The organism is Pseudomonas sp., from assembly GCF_048269965.1.
GTDB lineage: Bacteria > Pseudomonadota > Gammaproteobacteria > Pseudomonadales > Pseudomonadaceae > Aquipseudomonas.
Genome location: NZ_JBLWTV010000006.1, coordinates 79,730 through 99,352, shown reverse-complemented (window position 1 = coordinate 99,352; position 19,623 = coordinate 79,730). Strand labels below are relative to the sequence as shown.

Sequence of the window (19,623 nt, the reverse complement as noted above, 5' to 3'; positions counted from 1 at the left end):
TAGCGGGGATAGCCGGCGTTGCGATCGAAGGCGAGAGTTTTCTCGTCGCCAAGGAAATGACTGAGGGCGAAAGTGAGGTGGCTCGCTTGGGGCATCGCTCAGGCTTGGCCCGGTCACCGCTTCGGTGGCCGAGTCGTCTTTGGTTTACCAGGCGCCGGCCAGTGGTCGCGTCTGGCCGCAGGGGGCATGCATCTGCGATGCATCGGAGTCAGGCCGTGCAGGGCATCCGCTCTCGCCTTTTACAAGGATTTGCGGAATTGATCGGGCCCTTTGCCCGTCCAGCGCTTGAGCGCCTTCCTGAAGCCGGCGACGTCTGAAAACCCCAGGAGCATCGCCGTATCCAGGAGGCTCATCCGGTTCGCGCCCAGGTACTCCTGCGCCAGCTTCAAGCGCACTTCGTCACGGATCGCCTGGAAGGATGTGGCTTCGGCGTCCAGCCGGCGACGCAGCGTACGGCTGGTCATGTTGACCATCCGTGCCGCCGCTTCCATGTCCGGGAACTGACCTGGACGATCCATCAGCAAGCGGTAGACGGAGCCCGCCGTGCCTGAGGCGATCCTGGTCTGGCCGATCAGCCGGTCACAGGTTTCCTGCACCAGCACGGACGTCAGCGGATGAGCCAGCACGGGTTTGCGCTCGAGAATGGCGCGGTCGTAGGCCAGCTCGCAGAAGGGCTGAGCAAAGAAGCAGGGGCAGTTCAGATAGCGGGCATAGAGCTCGGCATGGGGCGGCGCAGGATAGGAAAAGCAGGCCCGCAAGGGCGGGTAGGGTTGGCCCACCACGTCCTGAAGGTGGGTCACGTTGATGCTGAACTGTTTCTCGAAGAGAAATTGCCGGAGCGCCGGGTCAGGGTTCAGTACGAAGACATCGTTGACGAACCAGCGCACCTCGTTCTCGTTTTCGTCCCATTCGACGGTCATGGGTGGGGTGGCGAGGCGGCGGAACCGTTTCGCCAGCCTGAAGTAGTCGCGAAGCGACAGGCAGGACAGCAAAGCATAGCCATAGATGCCGTAGGCGGAGACGTGCAGGCGGGTTCCCGCTTCGAAGGGCGTTGCGGGATCACGTGACAGCACCAGGGCATTGGCGCAGACGGTCATGTACTGGCGTATGGATGTCTGCGCGAAGGGGTCGGCGAGGTCGTCGACCTCGACGCCGCTGCCCATGAGGCACTCAGCAGGCGAAACGCCCTGGGCTTCGAGCACCTCGACGAGCGCGCTGATCTTGTAGGGCGTATAGATTCGTTCGTCAGGCAGGGGTAGGCGGGGTTGCATCGAGACCCTCATCTTCTTCTTTTTATGTCCGCTAACCCCCTGATTCTGTCCGCTCAGAACCTTATTGGGTGCGGATTTTTCTGACACCTTATTCGCTAGCAGTCATTCCAGACAATAACAAGAGGGAAGACCTATGTGGATTGCATTGATGTTCTGGGGCGCGAGCGTCGTGTTCTGTATCGCGGTCTCGCTCTGTCTTTGCGCGAAGATCGAGAAATCGGGCGTGCGCCGCTGGGGCGCGACCGGCAAGTTCTTTGGTTACGAGTGAGGCGCGGCGATGAACAGCTCTCATGTCGTCGTCTTCGGCGTCTACCTGCTCTTCTTGGTCTGGACCTGCATCGCGAGCGCGAGGCAGGTGGAGTCGCTCTCCGATTTCACCACGGGCGGCCACCGCATGGGGCTGCTGCTGGGGGTCGGCACCTCGGTCGCCACCTGGGTCAGCGTGGCCTCGGTCATGGGCGTGCCGGGTTATCTGTATCGCACCGGCGTCGCAGCGATCATCGGCTGGGTGGCGGGCTGGTTCCTCGCCACTGCGGTGATGCCGATCCTCGCCCAGCGGGTGCGACGTCCCGAGTTGCCGGCCCGCACCTTTCCCGAATTCATTCGCATGCGCTACGAGCCGTTCCAGCGCGTGAGCGTGCTGCAGTTGATCGTCGCCGTGCTGATGCTGGTGGGGTATTTCATCTTCTGCCACCTGCAGGTCGTGGGCTTCGGGATCGTATTCAACACTATCACCGGCGTGCCCTACGAATACGCGATCTTCGCCTTCCTCGCGCTGCTGGCGCTGACCTCGCTGGGCGGCTTCTGGTCGGTCGCGGCCACGGATACCCTGAATGCGGTACTGATTCTTGTCGGTCTCGCGTTCGGTGCCGGCAGCATCCTCCATGCGACCGGAGGGATCGGGCCGATCCTCGACGCCGTCGCGCAGACGACCGCGCCGATCAACGTCGGCGGTGAGCCGCTGGAACCAGGAATCCTGTTGTCGCCGGCCGGCACCTTCGGCTGGTCGGTGCTGATCGGCATCTTCATGTCGAACGCGGTCGGGGCTTCGGTCGCGCCGCACTGGATCAACCGTTTCATGGCGCCGAAGAACAGCAAGGCGGCAGTCTTGCAGATGATGTGGACCGTGGTCGCGCTGATCCCGATCTTCGTCTGCCTGATCATCATCGGCATCGGCGCCAAGGCGCTGCTGCCCAGCCTGCCCGATGGCAAGACCACCGACTACATCATGCCGCTGATCGTGCAGCAGCATGCCCCGGCCTTCGTCGGTGCCATGACCCTGATCGCGCTACTGGCGGCTGCGGTCTCCACTGCCAACTCGATGCTGCTGAACTGCGGCACCTCGCTTTACTACGACATCTACCGTTCGTGCTTTCCCGAGCGGACGTTCGACGACCGCAGTGCGACCCGCCAACTGCGCATTGCCGTGCTGGTGCTCGGCGTGCTGTCGGTGCTGAGTGCGATCAAGCCGCCACTGTTGCTGGCGATGGGCTTCACCTATGTCTACGGCGCGTTTGGCGCTGCCTTCATGTGGCCGGTCTGGCTGGGGCTGTTCTGGCGGCGAATGAACCGAACCGGTGCCTATGCCGGGATCGTCATCGGGATGATCGCCTACGTCGCCGCCAAGAGCCTGGACGCCTCGAATCCCTTCGGGGTCGGCGCCGGCCTCTCGCTGGTGGCCACCCTGGTCGGCGTGTTCCTGACCCCCGCGCCGCCCAAGGAAGCCTACGAGGCCTATTTCGAGCCCGAGGTCAGTCCCTCCACCCGTGCCGTCGCGCTGCGGATCCGCCGTGAAAGCGATGAAGTCCAGGCTGCCGATTCGCCCGAGGTGAAACTCAAAGCAGAGCGCGCATGAGAACCGCAATCATCGGAGCCGGATCGCTGGGAACCATCACCTGTGCGCTGACCGGGGCGATCCATGCACCGAGCATGTCCGATGCGCTGCCCTATACACCCGACGACATCGCCGCCCAGGCCAGCGCCTTCGGCGGCAACGTCCGCGTCGGTCTGGAGGACAGGCGAGGCACGCCGGCGGAGTCGAACGCGCAGCAGGTCGCCAAGATTCGCTGCATCATCGAGGCCCTCCGGGCCGAAGTCGCCACACCGGATCAGGCCCGTGACCTGCTGGGCCTGAAGGGCGGCGACAAGGTCAACCTCTGAGTCGGAGCGCGGCAGGCGCCGCGCCCCTGGGCTGACGACATCAGACCCGGAACCGGTCGGTTCGCTCGTGCAGTGCCAGCACCTGCCCCGACAGGCTCCGGGTGTGCTCGTCGAGTGTCTGCCGCAGGTCCTTGCTCTGCCCGGTATGCACGTTGATGGTTTCCATCTTGTCGGCGATGTCCTCGGTGGTGGTGGAGACTTCCTCGATGGCCACCACGACCTGGTTCATTTCGCCGGTCAGGCGCTCCATCGCCGAGGTGATGGCGCTGATGGCGTCGGCCACCTGAGCGGCATGTCGCTCGCTGTCGGCAGCCAGGTTCAGGCCGTTGCTCATCAACTGATGCATGTGCCGGGTCTGTTGCTGGAACTCGCCGACGATGGCGCTGATGTCGGTGGTTGCCGAGACCGTTTTCTGCGCCAGCGAGCGCACCTCATCGGCCACCACCGAGAAGCCGCGTCCGGCATCGCCTGCCCGGGCAGCCTCGATGGCCGCGTTGAGGGCGAGCAGGTTGGTCTGGTCGGCGAGGCTGTTGATCACATCGACGATACCGTTGACCCGCGCGCTGCTCTGGCCGAGGGCATCGACCTGGCTGTGAGTGTCCTGAATCAGCTGCGCCAGGCGACTCATGCTGTCGACACTGGCGGCGATCACTTCACCGCCGTTACGCGCCGCATCGTAGGCGCTGGTGGTGGCGGTGCCGACTTGCGCCGTGCGCTGCGCCATGTCGTTGAGGGTGGCGCTGATCTGGTGCGAGGCCGAGGCGGCCTGCTCGGTCTGCATTTCCACCTGGGTGCTGTTATCACCCAACTGACGCATGGCATCGCCCAGGTGATGGTGCAGACGGCTCAGCTCGCCGTTGGCGCGCACCACTTCGGCAACGATACCGCCGATGCCCTGGATCATGCGGTTGGCGGCGTCGGCCAGTTGATTGAATTCGTCACGCGGGTTGCTGCCCACCGGCAGTTTGCCGGTGAGATCGCCGGAGGCGACCTGAGTGAGCAACTGAATGACGTTGCGCAGGCGGCTGACCAGGGTGCGTGACGCCTGCAGCAAGGTGAAGCAGAGCAGGGCGGCAACGGCGAGGAAGCTCAGCCCCATCATCCACAGTGCGGACAGGCGGGCCTGTTCGGCTTCCTGCGTGCGGCGCAGCAACAGGCCGCTCTGCAGCGCTTGTGCCTGCTCTTCGACACGCGTCTGCAACTGCTCACCCAACTGGCGCAGGCGCTGATTGGTGGCGTTGATGCGCTCGATGTTGCCATGGATATCCGTGAACGCCTGGGCATAGCCCTGCACGTTCTTGCCGATCGGCGTGTCCTGCCATTCAAGGTCTGCGATCTGTTCCTGCAATTTGCCGATGGCCGTCAGGGCAATCTGGGCGAACGCCGGGTCGAAGGTCGACAGGTAGTCACGCTGGCTGCTCAGGGCACCGGTTATGAAGGGTTTGATCAGGTCGAAACTGATCGCCTCCAGGGCCTTGCCTTTTTCCGTCAACGTCTTGCGCTGGCCTTCGAAGGGCGTCAGGCCCAGGGCCTGATTGAGGCTCAGCCACTGGCGCTGCTGGGCCAGTTCCTCCAGCAGCACGGCCTGGATCTGCTGGGCGTGTTGCAAGGTCTCGCCGTCTTCCAGCGCTTGGGCTTGCGTCAACAGTTGTCCGATGAGTTCTTGCAGTTCATCGAGGCCGCTGTCGAACGCTGCCTGCAGGTCAGGCGTGATCTGCTGGCGCAGTGCGTTCTGTTGCCACCAGCGGTTCATCAGCTGGGTACTGGCGCTGGCATAGGCTGCCGCCTGCTCCCGTGCCTGCAAAGCACTGCTGACGCGATGGTTGGCCCATAACGAGGCGGCCGCCATCAGAATCAGGCTGATCAGGGTGAGCGCGACAAGGGCGCGGAATTTTTGTTGCCAGGACAGTAAAAAGCTCACGTTAACGCCTCGCCATCTTCTTCGGGATGATGCTCAGGAATCGGCAAGTTGTCATACAACTTGATTAAAAGTCTATGGCCCTGTTGTTTCCCGAGAAATGCGAACGGGGCCGCAAGGGCCCCGTGATGAGTTGAATGCTTACCAAAGCGCCAGGGTGTAGCTGAGAATCAGGCGGTTCTCGTCAAGATCGTTGGCGAAATTGGAGCGAACCGAGGCGTTACGCCATTTCAGCCCCAGGTTCTTCAGCGGACCGTTCTGTACCACGTAGGCGATATCGGTGTTGCGTTCCCATTCCTTGCCTTCGCTGCTGCGGCCGGCGACCTCGACGTTGTCACCGGAGATATAGCGGGTCATGAAGGTCAGGCCGGGGATGCCGATGCTGGCGAAGTTGTAGTCGTAGCGTACCTGCCAGGAACGCTCCTCGACGTTGGCGAAGTCGTTGATCTGCACGAAGTTGACCAGGAACGGATCGCTGCTGGCGATGTACGGGAACGGATCGTCACCGCTCATGCGCTGGTAGCCGGCACCGAAGGCATGACCGCCCAGGCTGTAGGTGAACATGGCGCCGAAGGCCTTGTTGTCGAGGTCGCGGAAGTTGCCGTCCTCGCGGCTTTGCGAGTAGCGCAGGTCGGTCTTCAACGACTGACCATCGCCCAGCGGCAGCACATGCACCAGGGTGCCGTAGTACTGCTGGTAGATATCCTCGAGGGTGCCGTAGTGCAGGCCGGCGGTCAGTTGCGGGGTGATCTTGTACTCGCCGCCGCCGAACACGAAGGAATCGCTGCTGCCGCCGATGCGGTTGCCGGTCATCTCGGTGTAGTCGGTGGAGCTGTTGGCCTTGATGCGGTTGATCTTGCCGCCCTGCAAGGTCAGGTTGTCGACTTCCTGAACATTCAGCAGCGCGCCCTGGAAGGTCTGCGGCAGCAGGCGCGAGTCGTTGGCCGAGACGATCGGGCTGCGAAAGTGCAGGGCACCGACTTTCAGCGTGCTGTTGGAGAGCTTCACCTTGGCGGTCAGGCCGAGCTTGGAATACTCATCCTGCGAGCCGCCGGAGCCATCGGCCGGGAGCAGGCCGCTGCCAGCGGTGTCGTCAGCGGAGTCGAGTTTCACACCGAGCATCCCCAATGCATCGATACCGAAACCGACAGTGCCCTCGGTGTAGCCCGACTCCATGCGCAGCAGAAAGCCCTGCGCCCATTCCTCGGCCTTGTCACGGGCGCCGCTCTGGCGGAAATCACGGTTGAAGTAGAAGTTGCGCATCTCGACGCTGGCCTTGCTGTCAGCGATGAAATCGGCATGCGCGAGGGTTGGCAGGCCGCCGCCGAGCAACAGCGCGGATGCCAATGAGTAATGGGGTTTCATGGTGCAGTGTCTCCTGTTGGGAGCGCGCAGCCGACGAGAGCGGCTGCTTGGCAGAGCGCGTTTTGAATGATGTTGTTGTGGTCTGCGCAGAGCGCGGCGCCATTCTTCAAAGCGTTGTTCGGCTGCGTCCAACGAGAAAAAACAGGGGGCCAGCGATAGGAAAATTCATCGGCTGGGCGAAAAACCCCTGGCATACAACCTGCTACGCCTGAGGCTGCGTGGGCGCTGCAAATCAGCCCCTGAGAAGAACATTGCGAAGAGGCGGTACGGCATGAATCTGAGATTTCTCGAGACCTTCGTCTGGGTGGCACGGCTCAAGAGCTTCCGCCTGACAGCCGAGAAGCTGTTCAGCACCCAGGCGTCCATTTCCAGCCGCATCGCTGCGCTCGAGGATGAACTCGGCACGCGTCTTTTTCTGCGTGATTCCAAGGGCGTATCGCTGACCCCGGAAGGGCAGAAGGTGCTCGAATATGCCGAGCGCATGATCGACACCATGCAGGCCTTGAAGCAGTCGATCAGCGACACCGGCAACATTCAGGGGCGTATTCGCGTCGGCGCGATGGATACCGTCATTCACACCTGGTTGAGTCCGTTCGTAACACGGGTGATGGAGCGCTACCCTGCGGTGGAGATCGAACTGACCGCCGACACCGCGCGCAACCTCAACGAGCAATTGCTCAAGGGCTATCTGGATATCGTGTTCCAGACCGACATGGTCAACGGCGACAGCGTGCGCAACCTGGAACTGGCTGCGTTTCCGGTGCGCTGGATCGTCCCGACCGGTTCGCTGTACCACCGCAGCTATGCCTCGATGGAGGAGCTGGCACGCGAACGCATCATCACCTTCTCGAAGAATTCGCGGCCGCATCAGGACATCCTCAACCTGCTGCATGCCGGCAGCGTCAGCGCGCCACGTATCAACTGCGTCAATTCCATCGCCGCGATGACGCGTCTGGTGCGCGACGGTTTCGGTATCGGCGCGCTGCCGCCAGCGCTGGTGCATGACGAGCTCAAGCAAGGCCTGCTGAGCATTCTCGACGAGGTGCCCGAGCCGCCGCCCTTGCCGGTGGTCGCCACCTGGCGCACGGGCGTGGGTCTCGAGCTCAGCGAGGACATCATCGCCCTGGCCTGCGAAGCGCTGGACGTCTACGCCGAGGAAATGGGCGAGGCCTGCATGGCACGGGTCGCGCCAGTCCCGGAACAGCAAAGCGCCTGATCATTCTCCAGCAGCCTGCGGGCCCGGTAACGGCTGCCCGCTGCTGGTGCATGGGCCGCAGAAATGCCCCTTTTCATCCCATAACGATTTCCGATCATGCGCCTCCGGTTTTTCTAGTTGGACAGGGTAGGGCGATGCGCTGAGACTCGAAATCGTCTTCCAGCCGCGCCTTGCGGCGCACAAAAAACAATGAACAGGAGAGCACCATGAAAAGCATCGCATCGCGTTTCGCCATTACCGCTCTGGCTTGCGCACTGGGCTTCGGTGCCCAGGCCGCCGAGCGCTGGAACATGACCGCCGAGAACCCCGATGGCAACTTCATCACCACCGTGGCCAAGGAGTTCGCGCAGGATGTGGAGAAAGCCAGCAACGGCGAGCTGCAGATTCGTGTGCACGCCAACTCGGTGCTGTTCAAGCGCCCCGAGGTCAAGCGCGCCGTACAGACCGGCCAGGTGCAGGTGGGTGACGTACTGATGTCGGTGCTGGGCAACGAAGACCCGATCTTCGAAATCGACAGCGTGCCGTTTCTGGTGCGCAACTACGAGCAGGCCCAGGCCCTGTGGGACGCGAGCCGCCCGGCCGTGGAAGAGCGCCTGGCCAAGCAGGGCATCAAGCTGCTGTACGCCATGCCCTGGTCGCCGCAGAGCATCTTCACCAAGACGCCGATCGCGAGCATGGATGACTTCAAGGGCATGAAATTTCGTGCCTACAACCCGGCCACTTCGCGCATGACCGAATTGATGGGCGCAGTGCCGACCGTGATCCAGACCGGCGAAATACCGCAAGCCTTCAGCACCGGCATGATCAACGGCATGCTCACCTCGCCGACCACAGGTGTGGACTCCCAGGCCTGGGATTTCTCTTCTTATTACTATGACGTCAAGGCGTTCATTCCGAAGAACTTCGTCATCGTCAACGCCCGCGCCTTCGCCCGCCTGCCGGAAGCGACCCAGGCGGCCGTGCTGGCTGCCGCCGAACGTGCCGAAAAGCGTGGCTGGGCGATTGCCCAGGAGAAGACCGGTGAGCTGGTCAAGACCCTGGCCGACAATGGCATGCAGGTATCCGAGCAGGCCCCGGCGGCGGTGGAGAGCGGCTTCGAGCAGATCGGCCAGAGCATGACCGATGAGTGGCTCAAGCGCGCCGGTGCCGATGGCCAGGCGATTCTCGATACCTACCAGCCTTGACTCTGCTGCCCGCCGCTATCCTGGCGGCGGGCTTTTTCTCGAGGCTTGCCCAGGGAGCCCGTTGTTCATGACCCCACTGCACAAGCTCTACACCCTGTCCGGATGGTTATCCGGCGTGTTTCTCGTCCTGATCTGCGTGCTGGTGGTGGCGCAGATCGTCGCCCGCCAACTGGGCAGCATGGTGCCCGCCGCCGATGAGTTCGCCGCCTACGCCATGGCCGCATCGGGCTTTCTCGCCTTGCCCTACGCCCTGCAACGTGGCGCGCACATCCGCGTGGAACTGCTGCTGCGCCTGCTGCCTGCTGGTGGCCGTCGTGTGGTCGATGTGCTGGCCACGCTGGTCGGTTTGGGGATCGCCGCCTATATGGCCTGGTACTGCGCGTTGTTCGTGCTGGAGTCCTATGAGTTCAAGGAAGTGTCTTCAGGCCTGTTGCCGATTCCCATGTGGTTGCCGCAGCTGCCGATGCTGCTGGGCACGCTGATTCTGCTGGTGGCAATGGCCGAGCGCCTGGTGCTGAGCTGTCAGGGCAAGCGCTTCGAGGCTGTCGACGCCGGTACGGCGATGAGCGAGTGAGCCCGCTGGCTCGACCCTTAATTGCGGCCAGCGCCGCACTGCATTCATGAGTGAACCCGTGGACTACACAATCATTACAATCACCCTGCTGCTGGCGCTGTTCGTGCTGCTTGGCGGCGGCGTCTGGGTTGCCCTGTCGTTGCTTGGCGTCGGCATCATCGGCATGGAACTGTTCGGCGGTGCGCCGGCCGGTTCGATCCTCGCGTCCACCAGTTGGGCTTCCAGTGCCAGCTGGACGTTGACGGCCCTGCCGCTGTTCATCTGGATGGGCGAGATCCTCTATCGCACGCGCCTTTCCGAAGACATGTTCAACGGTCTGGCGCCCTGGATGCGCGGGCTGCCGGGGCGCCTGCTGCATGTCAACGTGTTCGGCTGTGGCCTGTTCGCGGCGGTCAGCGGCTCTTCCGCAGCCACGGCGGCCACCATCGGTCGCATCTCCCTGCCCGAGCTGAAAGCACGCGGCTACCCGGAATCCATCGCCATGGGCTCGCTGGCCGGTGCCGGCACGTTGGGGCTGCTGATTCCGCCGTCGATCATGATGATCGTCTACGGTGTGGCGGCGCAGGTGTCGATCTCGCGCCTGTTCATCGCCGGCATCCTGCCAGGCCTCTTGCTGCTGGCAATCTTCAGCGGTTACCTGATGCTCTGGTCCGCCTGCAATCGCAGCAAGCTGCCGGAGGAGGGCGAGCGCCTGCCGTTCATGGACAAGCTGCGCAAGGCCAGGCTGCTGATTCCGGTGCTGGGCCTGATCCTCGCGGTGATCGGCTCGATCTACGGTGGCATCGCCACGGCCACCGAGGCTGCTGCCGTCGGCGTGGTCGGTGCGCTGCTGATCGCACTGTGTTCCGGAGCGCTGACCCGGGAAACCTTCATGGCCAGCCTGATGGGCGCGGTGTGCACCTCGTGCATGATCTTCTTCATTCTGCTCGGTGCGGCGTACCTGACCTCGGCCATGAGCTTCACCGGCCTGCCGGCGGCACTGGCCGACTGGATCATCGCCAAACAGCTGTCGCCGTATCTGTTGCTGCTGGCGCTGACGCTGTTCTTCATCGCCCTGGGCTGCTTCCTCGACGGCATCTCGATCATCCTGCTCACCACCGCCGTGATTCTGCCGGCGGTGCAGGCTGCCGGGATCGATCTTCTGTGGTTCGGCATCTTCGTCATCCTGGTGGTGGAAATGGCGCAGATCACCCCGCCGGTAGGCTTCAACCTGTTCGTCATCCAGAACCTCACCGGACGCAACCTGGGCGCGGTGGCGCGCGCCAGTTTCCCGTTCTTCCTGCTGCTGGTGCTGGCGGCGATCCTGATCACCCTGTTCCCGCAGATCGTGCTGGCGCTGCCCGAGGCAATGCGCGGCGCCTGACCTCTCGCCGTGGCCCGTTCGCTCTCCAGTGGCGGGCCATGGTTCTTCTTTTTTTGCACCGCGTCGGTGCAGCCTTGAAAGAAAATGTCGCAGCGCCGCAAGCGGTTGTGGGGCGTCCCTCGTTAAGCTCAGCGGCTATATGTGACCCATCGGTCGCTCCCTTCACGCCGGTCCGCATGCGACTCGCAAGTGTCATCGTCGCTTCATGGACTAACGTTGAACTAATACCTCACGGCAGCGATGTCGAACCACCAGCCCAATGGAGCAAAACCATGGCGTTCTTTACGGCGGCCAGCAAAGCCGACTTCCAGCACCAACTGCAAGCGGCCCTGGCACAGCACGTGAGTGAGCAGGCGCTGCCACAAGTAGCCCTGTTCGCCGAACAGTTCTTCGGCATCATCGCCCTCGAGGAATTGACCCAGCGGCGTCTGTCCGACCTGGTCGGCTGCACCCTGTCGGCCTGGCACATGCTGGAGCAGTTCGATCACACCAAGCCGCAGGTGCGCACCTTCAACCCCGATTACGAGAAGCACGGCTGGCAGTCCACCCACACGGCGGTGGAAATCCTCCATGGCGACATCCCGTTCCTGGTCGACTCGGTGCGCATGGAGCTCAATCGCCACGGCTACAGCATCCATACCCTGCAGAACAGCGTGTTCAGTGTGCGCCGTGACAAGAACGGCCAACTGCTGGAGATCCTGCCGCGTGGCACCCAGGGCGAGGGCGTGCTGCAGGAAGCGCTGATGTTCCTGGAAATCGACCGCTGCTCCGGTTCCGCCGAGCTGAAGACGCTGGAAAGGGCCATTCACGAAGTCTTCGGCGACGTGCGCATGAGCGTCGCCGACTTCCAGCCGATGAAGGCCAAGGCGCGCGAGCTGCTGGCCTGGCTGGATCGCGCCAAGCTCAAGGTGGACAAGGCCGAGCTGGATGAAATCAAGGTCTACCTGAACTGGCTGCTGGACAACCACTTCACCTTCCTCGGCTACGAGGAATTCACCGTCGCACCGACCGCCGATGGCGGCAGCATGGTCTACGACGAGAAATCCCTGCTCGGTTTGTCCAAGCGTCTGCGTACCGGCTTGAGCGCCGAGGAGCTGCACATCGAGCCGGAAGCGGTGGCCTACCTGCGCGAGCCGCAGCTGCTGTCCTTCGCCAAGGCGGCAGTGCCGAGCCGTGTGCATCGTCCGGCCTATCCGGATTTCGTCTCCATCCGCGAGCTCGATGCCAAGGGCAACGTGGTCAAGGAATGCCGCTTCATGGGCCTGTACACCTCGGCGGTGTATGCCGAGAGCGTGTGGAACATCCCCTACATCCGCCGCAAGGTGGACGTGATCAAGCAGCGTTCGGGCTTCGACAGCAGTGCTCACCTGGGCAAGGAACTGGCGCAGGTGCTGGAAGTGCTGCCGCGTGACGACCTGTTCCAGACCCCGGTGGACGACCTGTTCAACACCGCGCTGTCCATCGTGCAGATCCAGGAGCGCAACAAGATTCGCGTGTTCCTGCGTCGCGATCCCTACGGCCGCTTCTGCTACTGCCTGGCCTACGTGCCGCGCGACGTGTACTCCACCGAAACCCGCATGAAGATCCAGCAGGTGCTGATGGAGCGCCTGCAGGCCACCGATTGCGAGTTCTGGACCTTCTTCTCCGAATCGGTGCTGGCGCGCGTGCAGTTCATCCTGCGCGTCGACCCGAAGAACAAGACCCAGATCGACCCCGTGCGTCTGGAGAAGGAAGTCATCCAGGCCTGCCGTTCGTGGAAGGACGACTACGCCAGCCTGATGGTGGAAAGCCTCGGCGAAGCCCAGGGCACCAACGTGCTGGCCGAATTCCCCGGCGGCTTCCCGGCCGGCTACCGCGAGCGTTTCGCCCCGCATTCGGCGGTGGTGGACATGCAGCACCTGCTCAGCCTGAGCAACGACAAGCCGCTGGTGATGAGCTTCTACCAGCCGTTGGCCCAGGCAGGGCAGCAGCTGCATTGCAAGCTGTATCACGCCGATACGCCATTGCCGCTGTCCGACGTCCTGCCGATTCTGGAGAACCTCGGCCTGCGCGTGCTGGGCGAGTTCCCCTACAAGCTGCGCCGCAATGACGGCCGCGAATTCTGGATTCACGACTTCGCCTTCACCTATGCCGAAGGCCTGGACGTCGACATCCAGCAGCTCAACGACACCCTGCAGGACGCCTTCATTCATATCGTCGGCGGTGATGCCGAGAACGATGCGTTCAACCGCCTGGTGCTGACCGCTGCCATGCCCTGGCGTGAAGTGGCGCTGTTGCGTGCCTACGCACGCTATCTCAAGCAGATTCGCCTGGGCTTCGACCTCAGCTATATCGCGGCGACCCTGATCAACCACGCCGACATCGCCAAGGAGCTGGTGCGTCTGTTCCGTACCCGTTTCTACCTCGCCCGCAAGCTCACCGCCGAGGACCTGGAAGACAAGCAGCAGAAGCTCGAGCAGGCCATCCTGGCTGCGCTGGACAACGTCGCCGTGCTCAACGAAGACCGCATCCTGCGTCGTTACCTGGACCTGATCAAAGCCACCCTGCGCACCAACTTCTTCCAGACCGACGCCAGCGGCGCGGCCAAATCCTATTTCAGCTTCAAGCTCAGCCCGCGTCTGATTGCCGATATTCCGCGTCCGGTGCCGAAGTTCGAGATCTTCGTCTACAGCCCGCGCGTCGAGGGTGTGCACCTGCGCTTCGGCGACGTCGCCCGCGGCGGCCTGCGCTGGTCGGATCGCGAGGAGGACTTCCGTACCGAAGTGCTCGGCCTGGTCAAGGCGCAGCAGGTGAAGAACGCGGTGATCGTGCCGATGGGCGCCAAGGGTGGCTTCGTGCCGCGCCGGATGCCGGTTGGCGGTTCGCGTGACGAGGTGCTGGCCGAGGGCATCGCCTGCTACCGCATCTTCATCAGCGGCCTGCTCGACATCACCGACAACCTCAAGGACGGCGAGGTGGTACCGCCGCAGAACGTGGTGCGTCACGACGCCGATGACCCCTACCTGGTGGTGGCGGCGGACAAGGGCACCGCGACCTTCTCCGACATCGCCAACGGCATCGCCGCCGAATATGACTTCTGGCTCGATGACGCCTTCGCCTCCGGCGGCTCGGCCGGCTACGACCACAAGGGCATGGGCATCACCGCCAAGGGCGGCTGGGTTTCGGTGCAACGTCACTTCCGCGAGCGCGGCATCGACGTGCAGAAGGACAATGTCACCGTGATCGGTATCGGCGACATGGCCGGCGACGTGTTCGGCAACGGCCTGCTGCTGTCGCAAAGCCTGCAGCTGGTAGCGGCCTTCAACCACATGCATATCTTCATCGACCCGAACCCCGACGCCGCCAAGAGCTTCGTCGAGCGCAAGCGTCTGTTCGAGCTGCCGCGTTCGAGCTGGGCCGATTACGACGCCAAGCTGATTTCCGACGGCGGCGGCATCTTCCTGCGCAGCGCCAAGAGCATCGCCATCACCCCGCAGATGAAGGCGCGCTTCGACATCGCCGCCGACAAGCTGGCGCCCACCGAGCTGCTCAACGCGCTGCTCAAGGCGCCGGTGGACCTGCTGTGGAACGGCGGTATCGGCACCTACGTCAAATCCAGCAAGGAAAGCCACGGCGACGTCGGCGACAAGGCCAACGACGCCCTGCGCGTGGACGGCCGTGAACTGCGCGCCAAGGTGGTAGGCGAGGGCGGCAACCTGGGCATGACCCAGCTCGGCCGCGTCGAATTCGGCCTGCATGGCGGCGCCAGCAACACCGACTTCATCGACAACGCCGGTGGCGTGGACTGCTCCGACCACGAGGTGAACATCAAGATTCTGCTCGGTGAAATCGTCTCGGGCGGCGACATGACCGAGAAGCAGCGCAACAAGCTGCTGGCCGAGATGACCGATGATGTCTCCGAACTGGTGCTGGGCAACAACTACAAGCAGACCCAGGCGCTGTCGCTGGCCGAGCGCCGCGCCCGCGAGCGCGTCGGCGAGTACAAGCGCCTGATGAATGCGCTGGAGAGCGCCGGCAAGCTCGACCGTGCCCTGGAATTCCTGCCCTCGGACGAGGAGCTGAACGAGCGCGCTACCAACGGCCAGGGCCTGACCCGGCCGGAGCTGTCGGTGCTGATCTCCTACAGCAAGATCGACCTCAAGGAGTCGCTGCTCAAGTCCCTGGTGCCGGACGACGAGTACCTGGCGCGCGAGATGGAAACCGCCTTCCCGGCGATCCTCACCGAGAAGTTCGGCGACGCCATGCGCCGTCATCGCCTCAAGCGCGAAATCGTCAGCACGCAGATCGCCAACGATCTGGTCAACCACATGGGCATCACCTTCGTGCAGCGTCTGAAGGAGTCCACCGGCATGAGCGCGGCCAACGTCGCCGGCGCCTACGTGATCGTGCGTGACCTGTTCCGCCTGCCGCACTGGTGGGCGCAGATCGAGGCGCTGGACTACAAGGTGCCGGCCGAGCTGCAACTGCAGCTGATGGACGAGCTGATGCGTCTGGGCCGTCGTGCCACCCGCTGGTTCCTGCGCAGCCGCCGCAACGAGCTGGATGCTGCCCGCGACGTGGCGCATTTTGCACCGCGTATCGAAGCGCTGGTCGGCCGTCTGGACGAACTGCTCGAAGGCCCGGCCCGCGAGCAGTGGCTGGCGCGCTACCAGAGCTTCGTCGAAGCCGGCACGCCGGAAGAGCTGGCGCGCGTGGTCGCCGGCACCAGCCACCTGTACACCCTGCTGCCGATCATCGAAGCCGCGGACGTGACCGGCAAGGATGCCAGTGAAGTGGCGACGGCCTACTTCGCCGTTGGCGGCTCCCTGGAACTGTCCTGGTACCTGCAGCAGATCACCAACCTGCCGGTGGAGAACAACTGGCAGGCGCTGGCCCGCGAAGCCTTCCGGGATGATCTGGACTGGCAGCAGCGTGCGATCACCGTGTCGGTGCTGCAGATGGCCGATGGTCCGCAGGAAATCGAGGCACGCGTGGCCCTGTGGCTCGACCAGCATCAACGCCTGGTCGACCGCTGGAAGGCGATGCTGGCCGAACTGCGTTCGGCGACCGGCACCGACTACGCCATGTATGCAGTGGCCAACCGCGAGCTGATGGACCTGGCACAAAGCGCCTGAACCCTCCGCTGAAATAAAAGAGCCCCGCCAAGTGCGGGGCTCTTTCTTTTTGCGGAGCGGTATTCACACGCTTGCGTAGCCCGGATGCAATCCGGGGATTCCTCCGCTCTTGCCCCGGATTACATCCGGGCTACCACATCGTTGTCGGTGCGCGCAGCGCACCCTACGACGAGTAGGGTACGCCATGCGCACCAGGCCTCGGCGTGGTGGTGCGCCATGCGCACCATTGGGGGGCCGTCAGCGCAGCATCTGCTCCACCAGGCGTTTCTCTTCGGAGAGTTCGCGCTGACGGGCATCGATGCGCGAGGCCAGCTGGAAGTTGTTGCTGGCGCGGCGCTTGGCGTAGTCCAGCTGTTCGATGGCCTGGTTGTAGTCGCCGACCAGGGCGAAGAACTCCGCGCGCGCCTGGTGCAGGCCGATGGTATTGCCGCTCAGGCCACGAACCTCGGCGACCTGGTACCAGACATCCGGGTCCTTGGCGCGGGTCTTGAGCAGGTCGTCCAGCGCGCGTTCGGCATCGGCGACGCGCTGCTGCTTGAGCAACAGGTCGATGTGTGTCTGCTGCAACGGATAGTTGCTCGGGTAGAGGCTGAGCAGGTGTTTCTGTCTGCGCTGTGCGGCGTCCAGGCGATTGGCCACCATATCCAGCTCGATCTGCGCCAGGTTGTAGGTGATGTCGTCCGGGGCCTTGCTCAGCAGCGGCGCCAGGGTTTCACCAGCCTCGGCGAGTTGGCCGGTTTTCATCTGTGCCAGTACCAGGCCATAGCGGGCGGCATCGAGGCCCGGGTTCTCGTCGAGCATGGCGCGAAAGCGCTTGGCCGCGACGCCCGGCGTCTCCTCGTAGGTCAGTTGCACACGGGCACGCATCAGTTGGTAGCGCACGCTGTCTTCGCGTCCCGTGGCCGGGTATTGCTCGGCGCGGTTGCGGGTATCGGCGATACGTGATTCCGACACCGGGTGAGTCAGCAGAAATTCCGGCGGCTTGGCATCGTAACGGTACTGGCGCATCAGTCGTTCGAACATCAGCGGCATGGCGCGTGGGTCGTAGCCGGCCTTTTCCAGGTTGACCAGGCCGATGCGGTCGGCCTCCTGCTCGTTCTGCCGCGAGAAACGTCGCTGTTCCTGAATGGCTGCGGCCTGGGTCGACATGATCGCCGCGATGCCAGCATCGCCAGCACCTGCCGCCGCGGCGACGATGCCGGCGAGCATCGCCGCCATCAGCGGCAATTGCATGCGTTGCTGGGCCTCGACGCCACGGGCGAAGTGGCGTTGCGACAAGTGCGCCAGTTCGTGCGCCATGACCGAGGCGTACTCGGCTTCGGTCTGGGCATAGAGGAACAGGCCGCCGTTGACCCCGACGATCCCACCGGGGGCGGCGAAGGCGTTGAGCTGCGGGCTGTTGAGCAGGACGAACTCGAGACGGCGGTCCTGCAACTGGCTGGTTTCCGACAGGCGATAGACGCTGGACTCGACGAAATCCTTCAGTTGCGGATCGTCCAGTTGCGAAACCTGACCACGCAGCAGGCCGAGCCAGGCACGGCCGAGCTGGTGTTCTTGCTGTGGCGAGACGATCGAGGAGCTGGCGTCGCCTAGCGACGGCAGATCACTGGCACCCGTGTGGGCGGCGAACAGGCAGGCCAGCGTCAGCAGGGTGGGGCGCAGAAAAGTCATGCACTCAGGGCTCTTGGGCGGCAAAGGGGTTACTGTAGCGTAGGGCGTACTCGCGAAGCAGTACGCCGTTGCGATTTTGTTGTCTGGGCGGGCGATGATCCGTTCGCTGTCGCGATTGTGTGGCCCGCGCCAATGGCGGACTGTTCGCTTCGAGCAGCCGGCGTCCCGGTCCGCTCTACGCCCGCTCTGGCGGTTCGGGTATCCTAGCCGACCAATCAGGAGTAGATGATGACAGACGTACCGGCCTTCGATGCCGAACTCGACGCCTGCGGGCTGAACTGCCCGTTGCCCTTGCTCAAAGCCAAGCTCGAGCTCAATCGCCTGGCCAGCGGCGCCGTGCTCAAGGTCAGCGCGACCGACGCCGGCTCGCAGCGCGACTTTCGTGCCTTCGCCAGCCTGGCCGGTCATGCGCTGCTGCATGAAGAGCTCGACTCGGGTATCTATCGTTACTGGTTGCGTAAGGCCTGAGCCATGGCTCGGCATGACGGGCCGGAAAGATAACGGACGCGCCCAATGTCACCCGGTTGAGCGTCGAGGCAGCGAATAGGCAGGAGCAGCGCCCCGGGGCTGGCTCCTACGAAAAGCTGTTTTGGCAGGCTTGTCTGATCGGTATTGCGGACGCCCCCTCTTTTGCAGATTAAGGATCGTTGATGGTCAAGGTTATTCGCGACTGGCTGCATCGCTACTTCTCCGATGAACAGGCTGTAGTGCTGGCGGTGCTCCTGGTGCTGGGCTTTGCCGTGGTACTGACGCTTGGCGGCATGCTTGCGCCGGTGCTGACCGGCCTGGTGCTGGCCTTTCTCATGCAGGGGCTGGTCAACGGCCTGGAGCGCCTGAAGGTGCCGCAGGTGCTGGCGGTCTGGCTGGTGTTCGCCCTGTTCATGGGCGGCCTGACGGTGTTCATGCTGGTGTTGATGCCGCTGCTCTGGCAGCAGTTGAGCACGCTGTTCAATGAACTGCCGCGCATGGCGGCCGAGTGGCAGTCGGTGTTTCTCTTGCTGCCGGAGCGCTATCCGAACCTGATCAGCGATGCGCAGATCGTGCAACTGATCGACAGCATGCGCGGTGAGGCCGGCAAGTTCGGCCAGTGGGCGCTGTCGTTCTCCCTGTCCAGTCTGCCGATGCTGGTCAGCGTGATGATCTACCTGGTGCTGGTGCCGATCCTGGTGTTCTTCTTCCTCAAGGACCGCGAGCAGATCGGTCAGTGGTTCCGCAGCTACCTGCCGCGCGAGCGCGCGCTGATCACCCAGGTCGCGCAGGAGATGAACCAGCAGATCGCCAACTATATCCGTGGCAAGTTCATCGAGATCATCATCTGCGGCGTGGTTACCTACATCGCCTTCGCCTACCTGGGCCTCAACTACGCGGCCCTGTTGGCCCTGCTGGTCGGCCTATCGGTGGTGGTGCCTTATATCGGCGCGGTGGTGGTGACCGTGCCGGTGGCGCTGATCGGGCTGTTCCAGTGGGGCTGGAGTGATCAGTTTCTCTACCTGATGGTGGTCTACGGCATCATCCAGGCGCTCGACGGTAACGTGCTGGTACCGCTGCTGTTCTCCGAAGCGGTCAACCTGCATCCGGTGGCGATCATCTGCGCGGTGCTGCTGTTCGGCGGGCTCTGGGGCTTCTGGGGTGTGTTCTTCGCCATTCCGCTGGCGACCCTGTTCAAGGCCGTGATCAACGCCTGGCCGCGTATCGAGCCGGCGTCCGCGCAAGCCTGATCGGGCCTGTGGGAGCGGCTTCAGCCGCGAAATGCGCAAGAGACCTGTTACCCAAGCCCAATGAAAAAG

14 protein-coding genes are annotated in these 19,623 nt (G+C 63.5%); 10 read left to right on the top strand and 4 right to left on the bottom strand.

What is annotated here, in order from left to right; translation table 11 throughout:
• Positions 1-239: 239 nt before the first annotated feature.
• Positions 240-1,271 carry an AraC family transcriptional regulator gene (locus ACN0X6_RS09205; RefSeq protein WP_417703376.1) on the bottom strand — a complete coding sequence of 344 codons (1,032 nt, stop codon included), beginning with the start codon at positions 1,269-1,271 and terminating at the stop codon, positions 240-242.
• Between the two features lie 133 nt (positions 1,272-1,404).
• On the opposite strand from ACN0X6_RS09205, the gene ACN0X6_RS09200 reads away from it, so the two are divergent.
• From ACN0X6_RS09200 to ACN0X6_RS09190, 3 genes are read left to right on the top strand one after another with little or no spacing between them, the layout of a single operon-like run.
• Positions 1,405-1,539, top strand: a complete 135-nt coding sequence (locus ACN0X6_RS09200) for a hypothetical protein (protein WP_417703374.1) — start codon at positions 1,405-1,407, stop codon at positions 1,537-1,539.
• Positions 1,540-1,548: 9 nt separating this feature from the next.
• Entirely contained in the window at positions 1,549-3,126 is a 1,578-nt protein-coding gene (locus ACN0X6_RS09195; protein WP_417703372.1) for a sodium:solute symporter family protein, read from the top strand.
• Positions 3,123-3,431, top strand: a complete 309-nt coding sequence (locus tag ACN0X6_RS09190; protein ID WP_417703370.1) for a 3-keto-5-aminohexanoate cleavage protein — start codon at positions 3,123-3,125, stop codon at positions 3,429-3,431. The genes ACN0X6_RS09195 and ACN0X6_RS09190 overlap by 4 nt, the downstream gene beginning before the upstream one ends.
• A 40-nt stretch (positions 3,432-3,471) precedes the next feature.
• On the opposite strand, the gene ACN0X6_RS09185 is transcribed toward ACN0X6_RS09190, so the two are convergent.
• On the bottom strand, positions 3,472-5,352 hold the full coding sequence (locus tag ACN0X6_RS09185) for a methyl-accepting chemotaxis protein (protein WP_417703368.1): 1,881 nt from the start codon (positions 5,350-5,352) through the stop codon (positions 3,472-3,474).
• Positions 5,353-5,490: 138 nt separating this feature from the next.
• The gene (locus ACN0X6_RS09180; RefSeq protein WP_417703366.1) at positions 5,491-6,714 is read right to left on the bottom strand and encodes an OprD family porin; all 1,224 of its coding nucleotides are present in this window, start codon (positions 6,712-6,714) and stop codon (positions 5,491-5,493) included.
• 271 nt (positions 6,715-6,985) lie between these two features.
• Between ACN0X6_RS09180 and ACN0X6_RS09175 the strand changes: the two genes are divergently transcribed.
• From ACN0X6_RS09175 to ACN0X6_RS09155, 5 genes are all read left to right on the top strand, one after another.
• Positions 6,986-7,930, top strand: coding sequence for a LysR family transcriptional regulator (locus ACN0X6_RS09175; protein ID WP_417703364.1), 945 nt, complete (start codon positions 6,986-6,988; stop codon positions 7,928-7,930).
• A gap of 206 nt (positions 7,931-8,136) precedes the next feature.
• On the top strand, positions 8,137-9,114 hold the full coding sequence (locus tag ACN0X6_RS09170) for a TRAP transporter substrate-binding protein (RefSeq protein WP_417703363.1): 978 nt from the start codon (positions 8,137-8,139) through the stop codon (positions 9,112-9,114).
• A gap of 67 nt (positions 9,115-9,181) precedes the next feature.
• A complete protein-coding gene (locus ACN0X6_RS09165; protein WP_417703361.1) occupies positions 9,182-9,688 on the top strand; it encodes a TRAP transporter small permease in 507 nt (168 codons plus the stop codon).
• A gap of 58 nt (positions 9,689-9,746) precedes the next feature.
• Positions 9,747-11,051 (top strand): TRAP transporter large permease, encoded by a 1,305-nt coding sequence (locus tag ACN0X6_RS09160; RefSeq protein ID WP_417703360.1) that lies wholly within the window; start codon positions 9,747-9,749, stop codon positions 11,049-11,051.
• A gap of 272 nt (positions 11,052-11,323) precedes the next feature.
• Complete coding sequence (locus ACN0X6_RS09155) at positions 11,324-16,165, top strand: NAD-glutamate dehydrogenase (protein ID WP_417703358.1); 4,842 nt, start codon at positions 11,324-11,326, stop codon at positions 16,163-16,165.
• Between the two features lie 237 nt (positions 16,166-16,402).
• Here ACN0X6_RS09155 and ACN0X6_RS09150 read toward each other — a convergent pair whose 3' ends face one another.
• Entirely contained in the window at positions 16,403-17,836 is a 1,434-nt protein-coding gene (locus ACN0X6_RS09150; RefSeq protein WP_417703356.1) for a M48 family metalloprotease, read from the bottom strand.
• A 228-nt stretch (positions 17,837-18,064) separates the two neighbouring features.
• Between ACN0X6_RS09150 and ACN0X6_RS09145 the strand changes: the two genes are divergently transcribed.
• Both ACN0X6_RS09145 and ACN0X6_RS09140 read left to right on the top strand, forming a co-directional pair.
• Positions 18,065-18,304: a sulfurtransferase TusA family protein gene (locus ACN0X6_RS09145; RefSeq protein ID WP_143508540.1), complete on the top strand. Its 240-nt coding sequence runs from the start codon at positions 18,065-18,067 to the stop codon at positions 18,302-18,304.
• Positions 18,305-18,486: 182 nt separating this feature from the next.
• Positions 18,487-19,554 carry an AI-2E family transporter gene (locus ACN0X6_RS09140; RefSeq protein ID WP_143508541.1) on the top strand — a complete coding sequence of 356 codons (1,068 nt, stop codon included), beginning with the start codon at positions 18,487-18,489 and terminating at the stop codon, positions 19,552-19,554.
• Positions 19,555-19,623 lie beyond the last annotated feature (69 nt).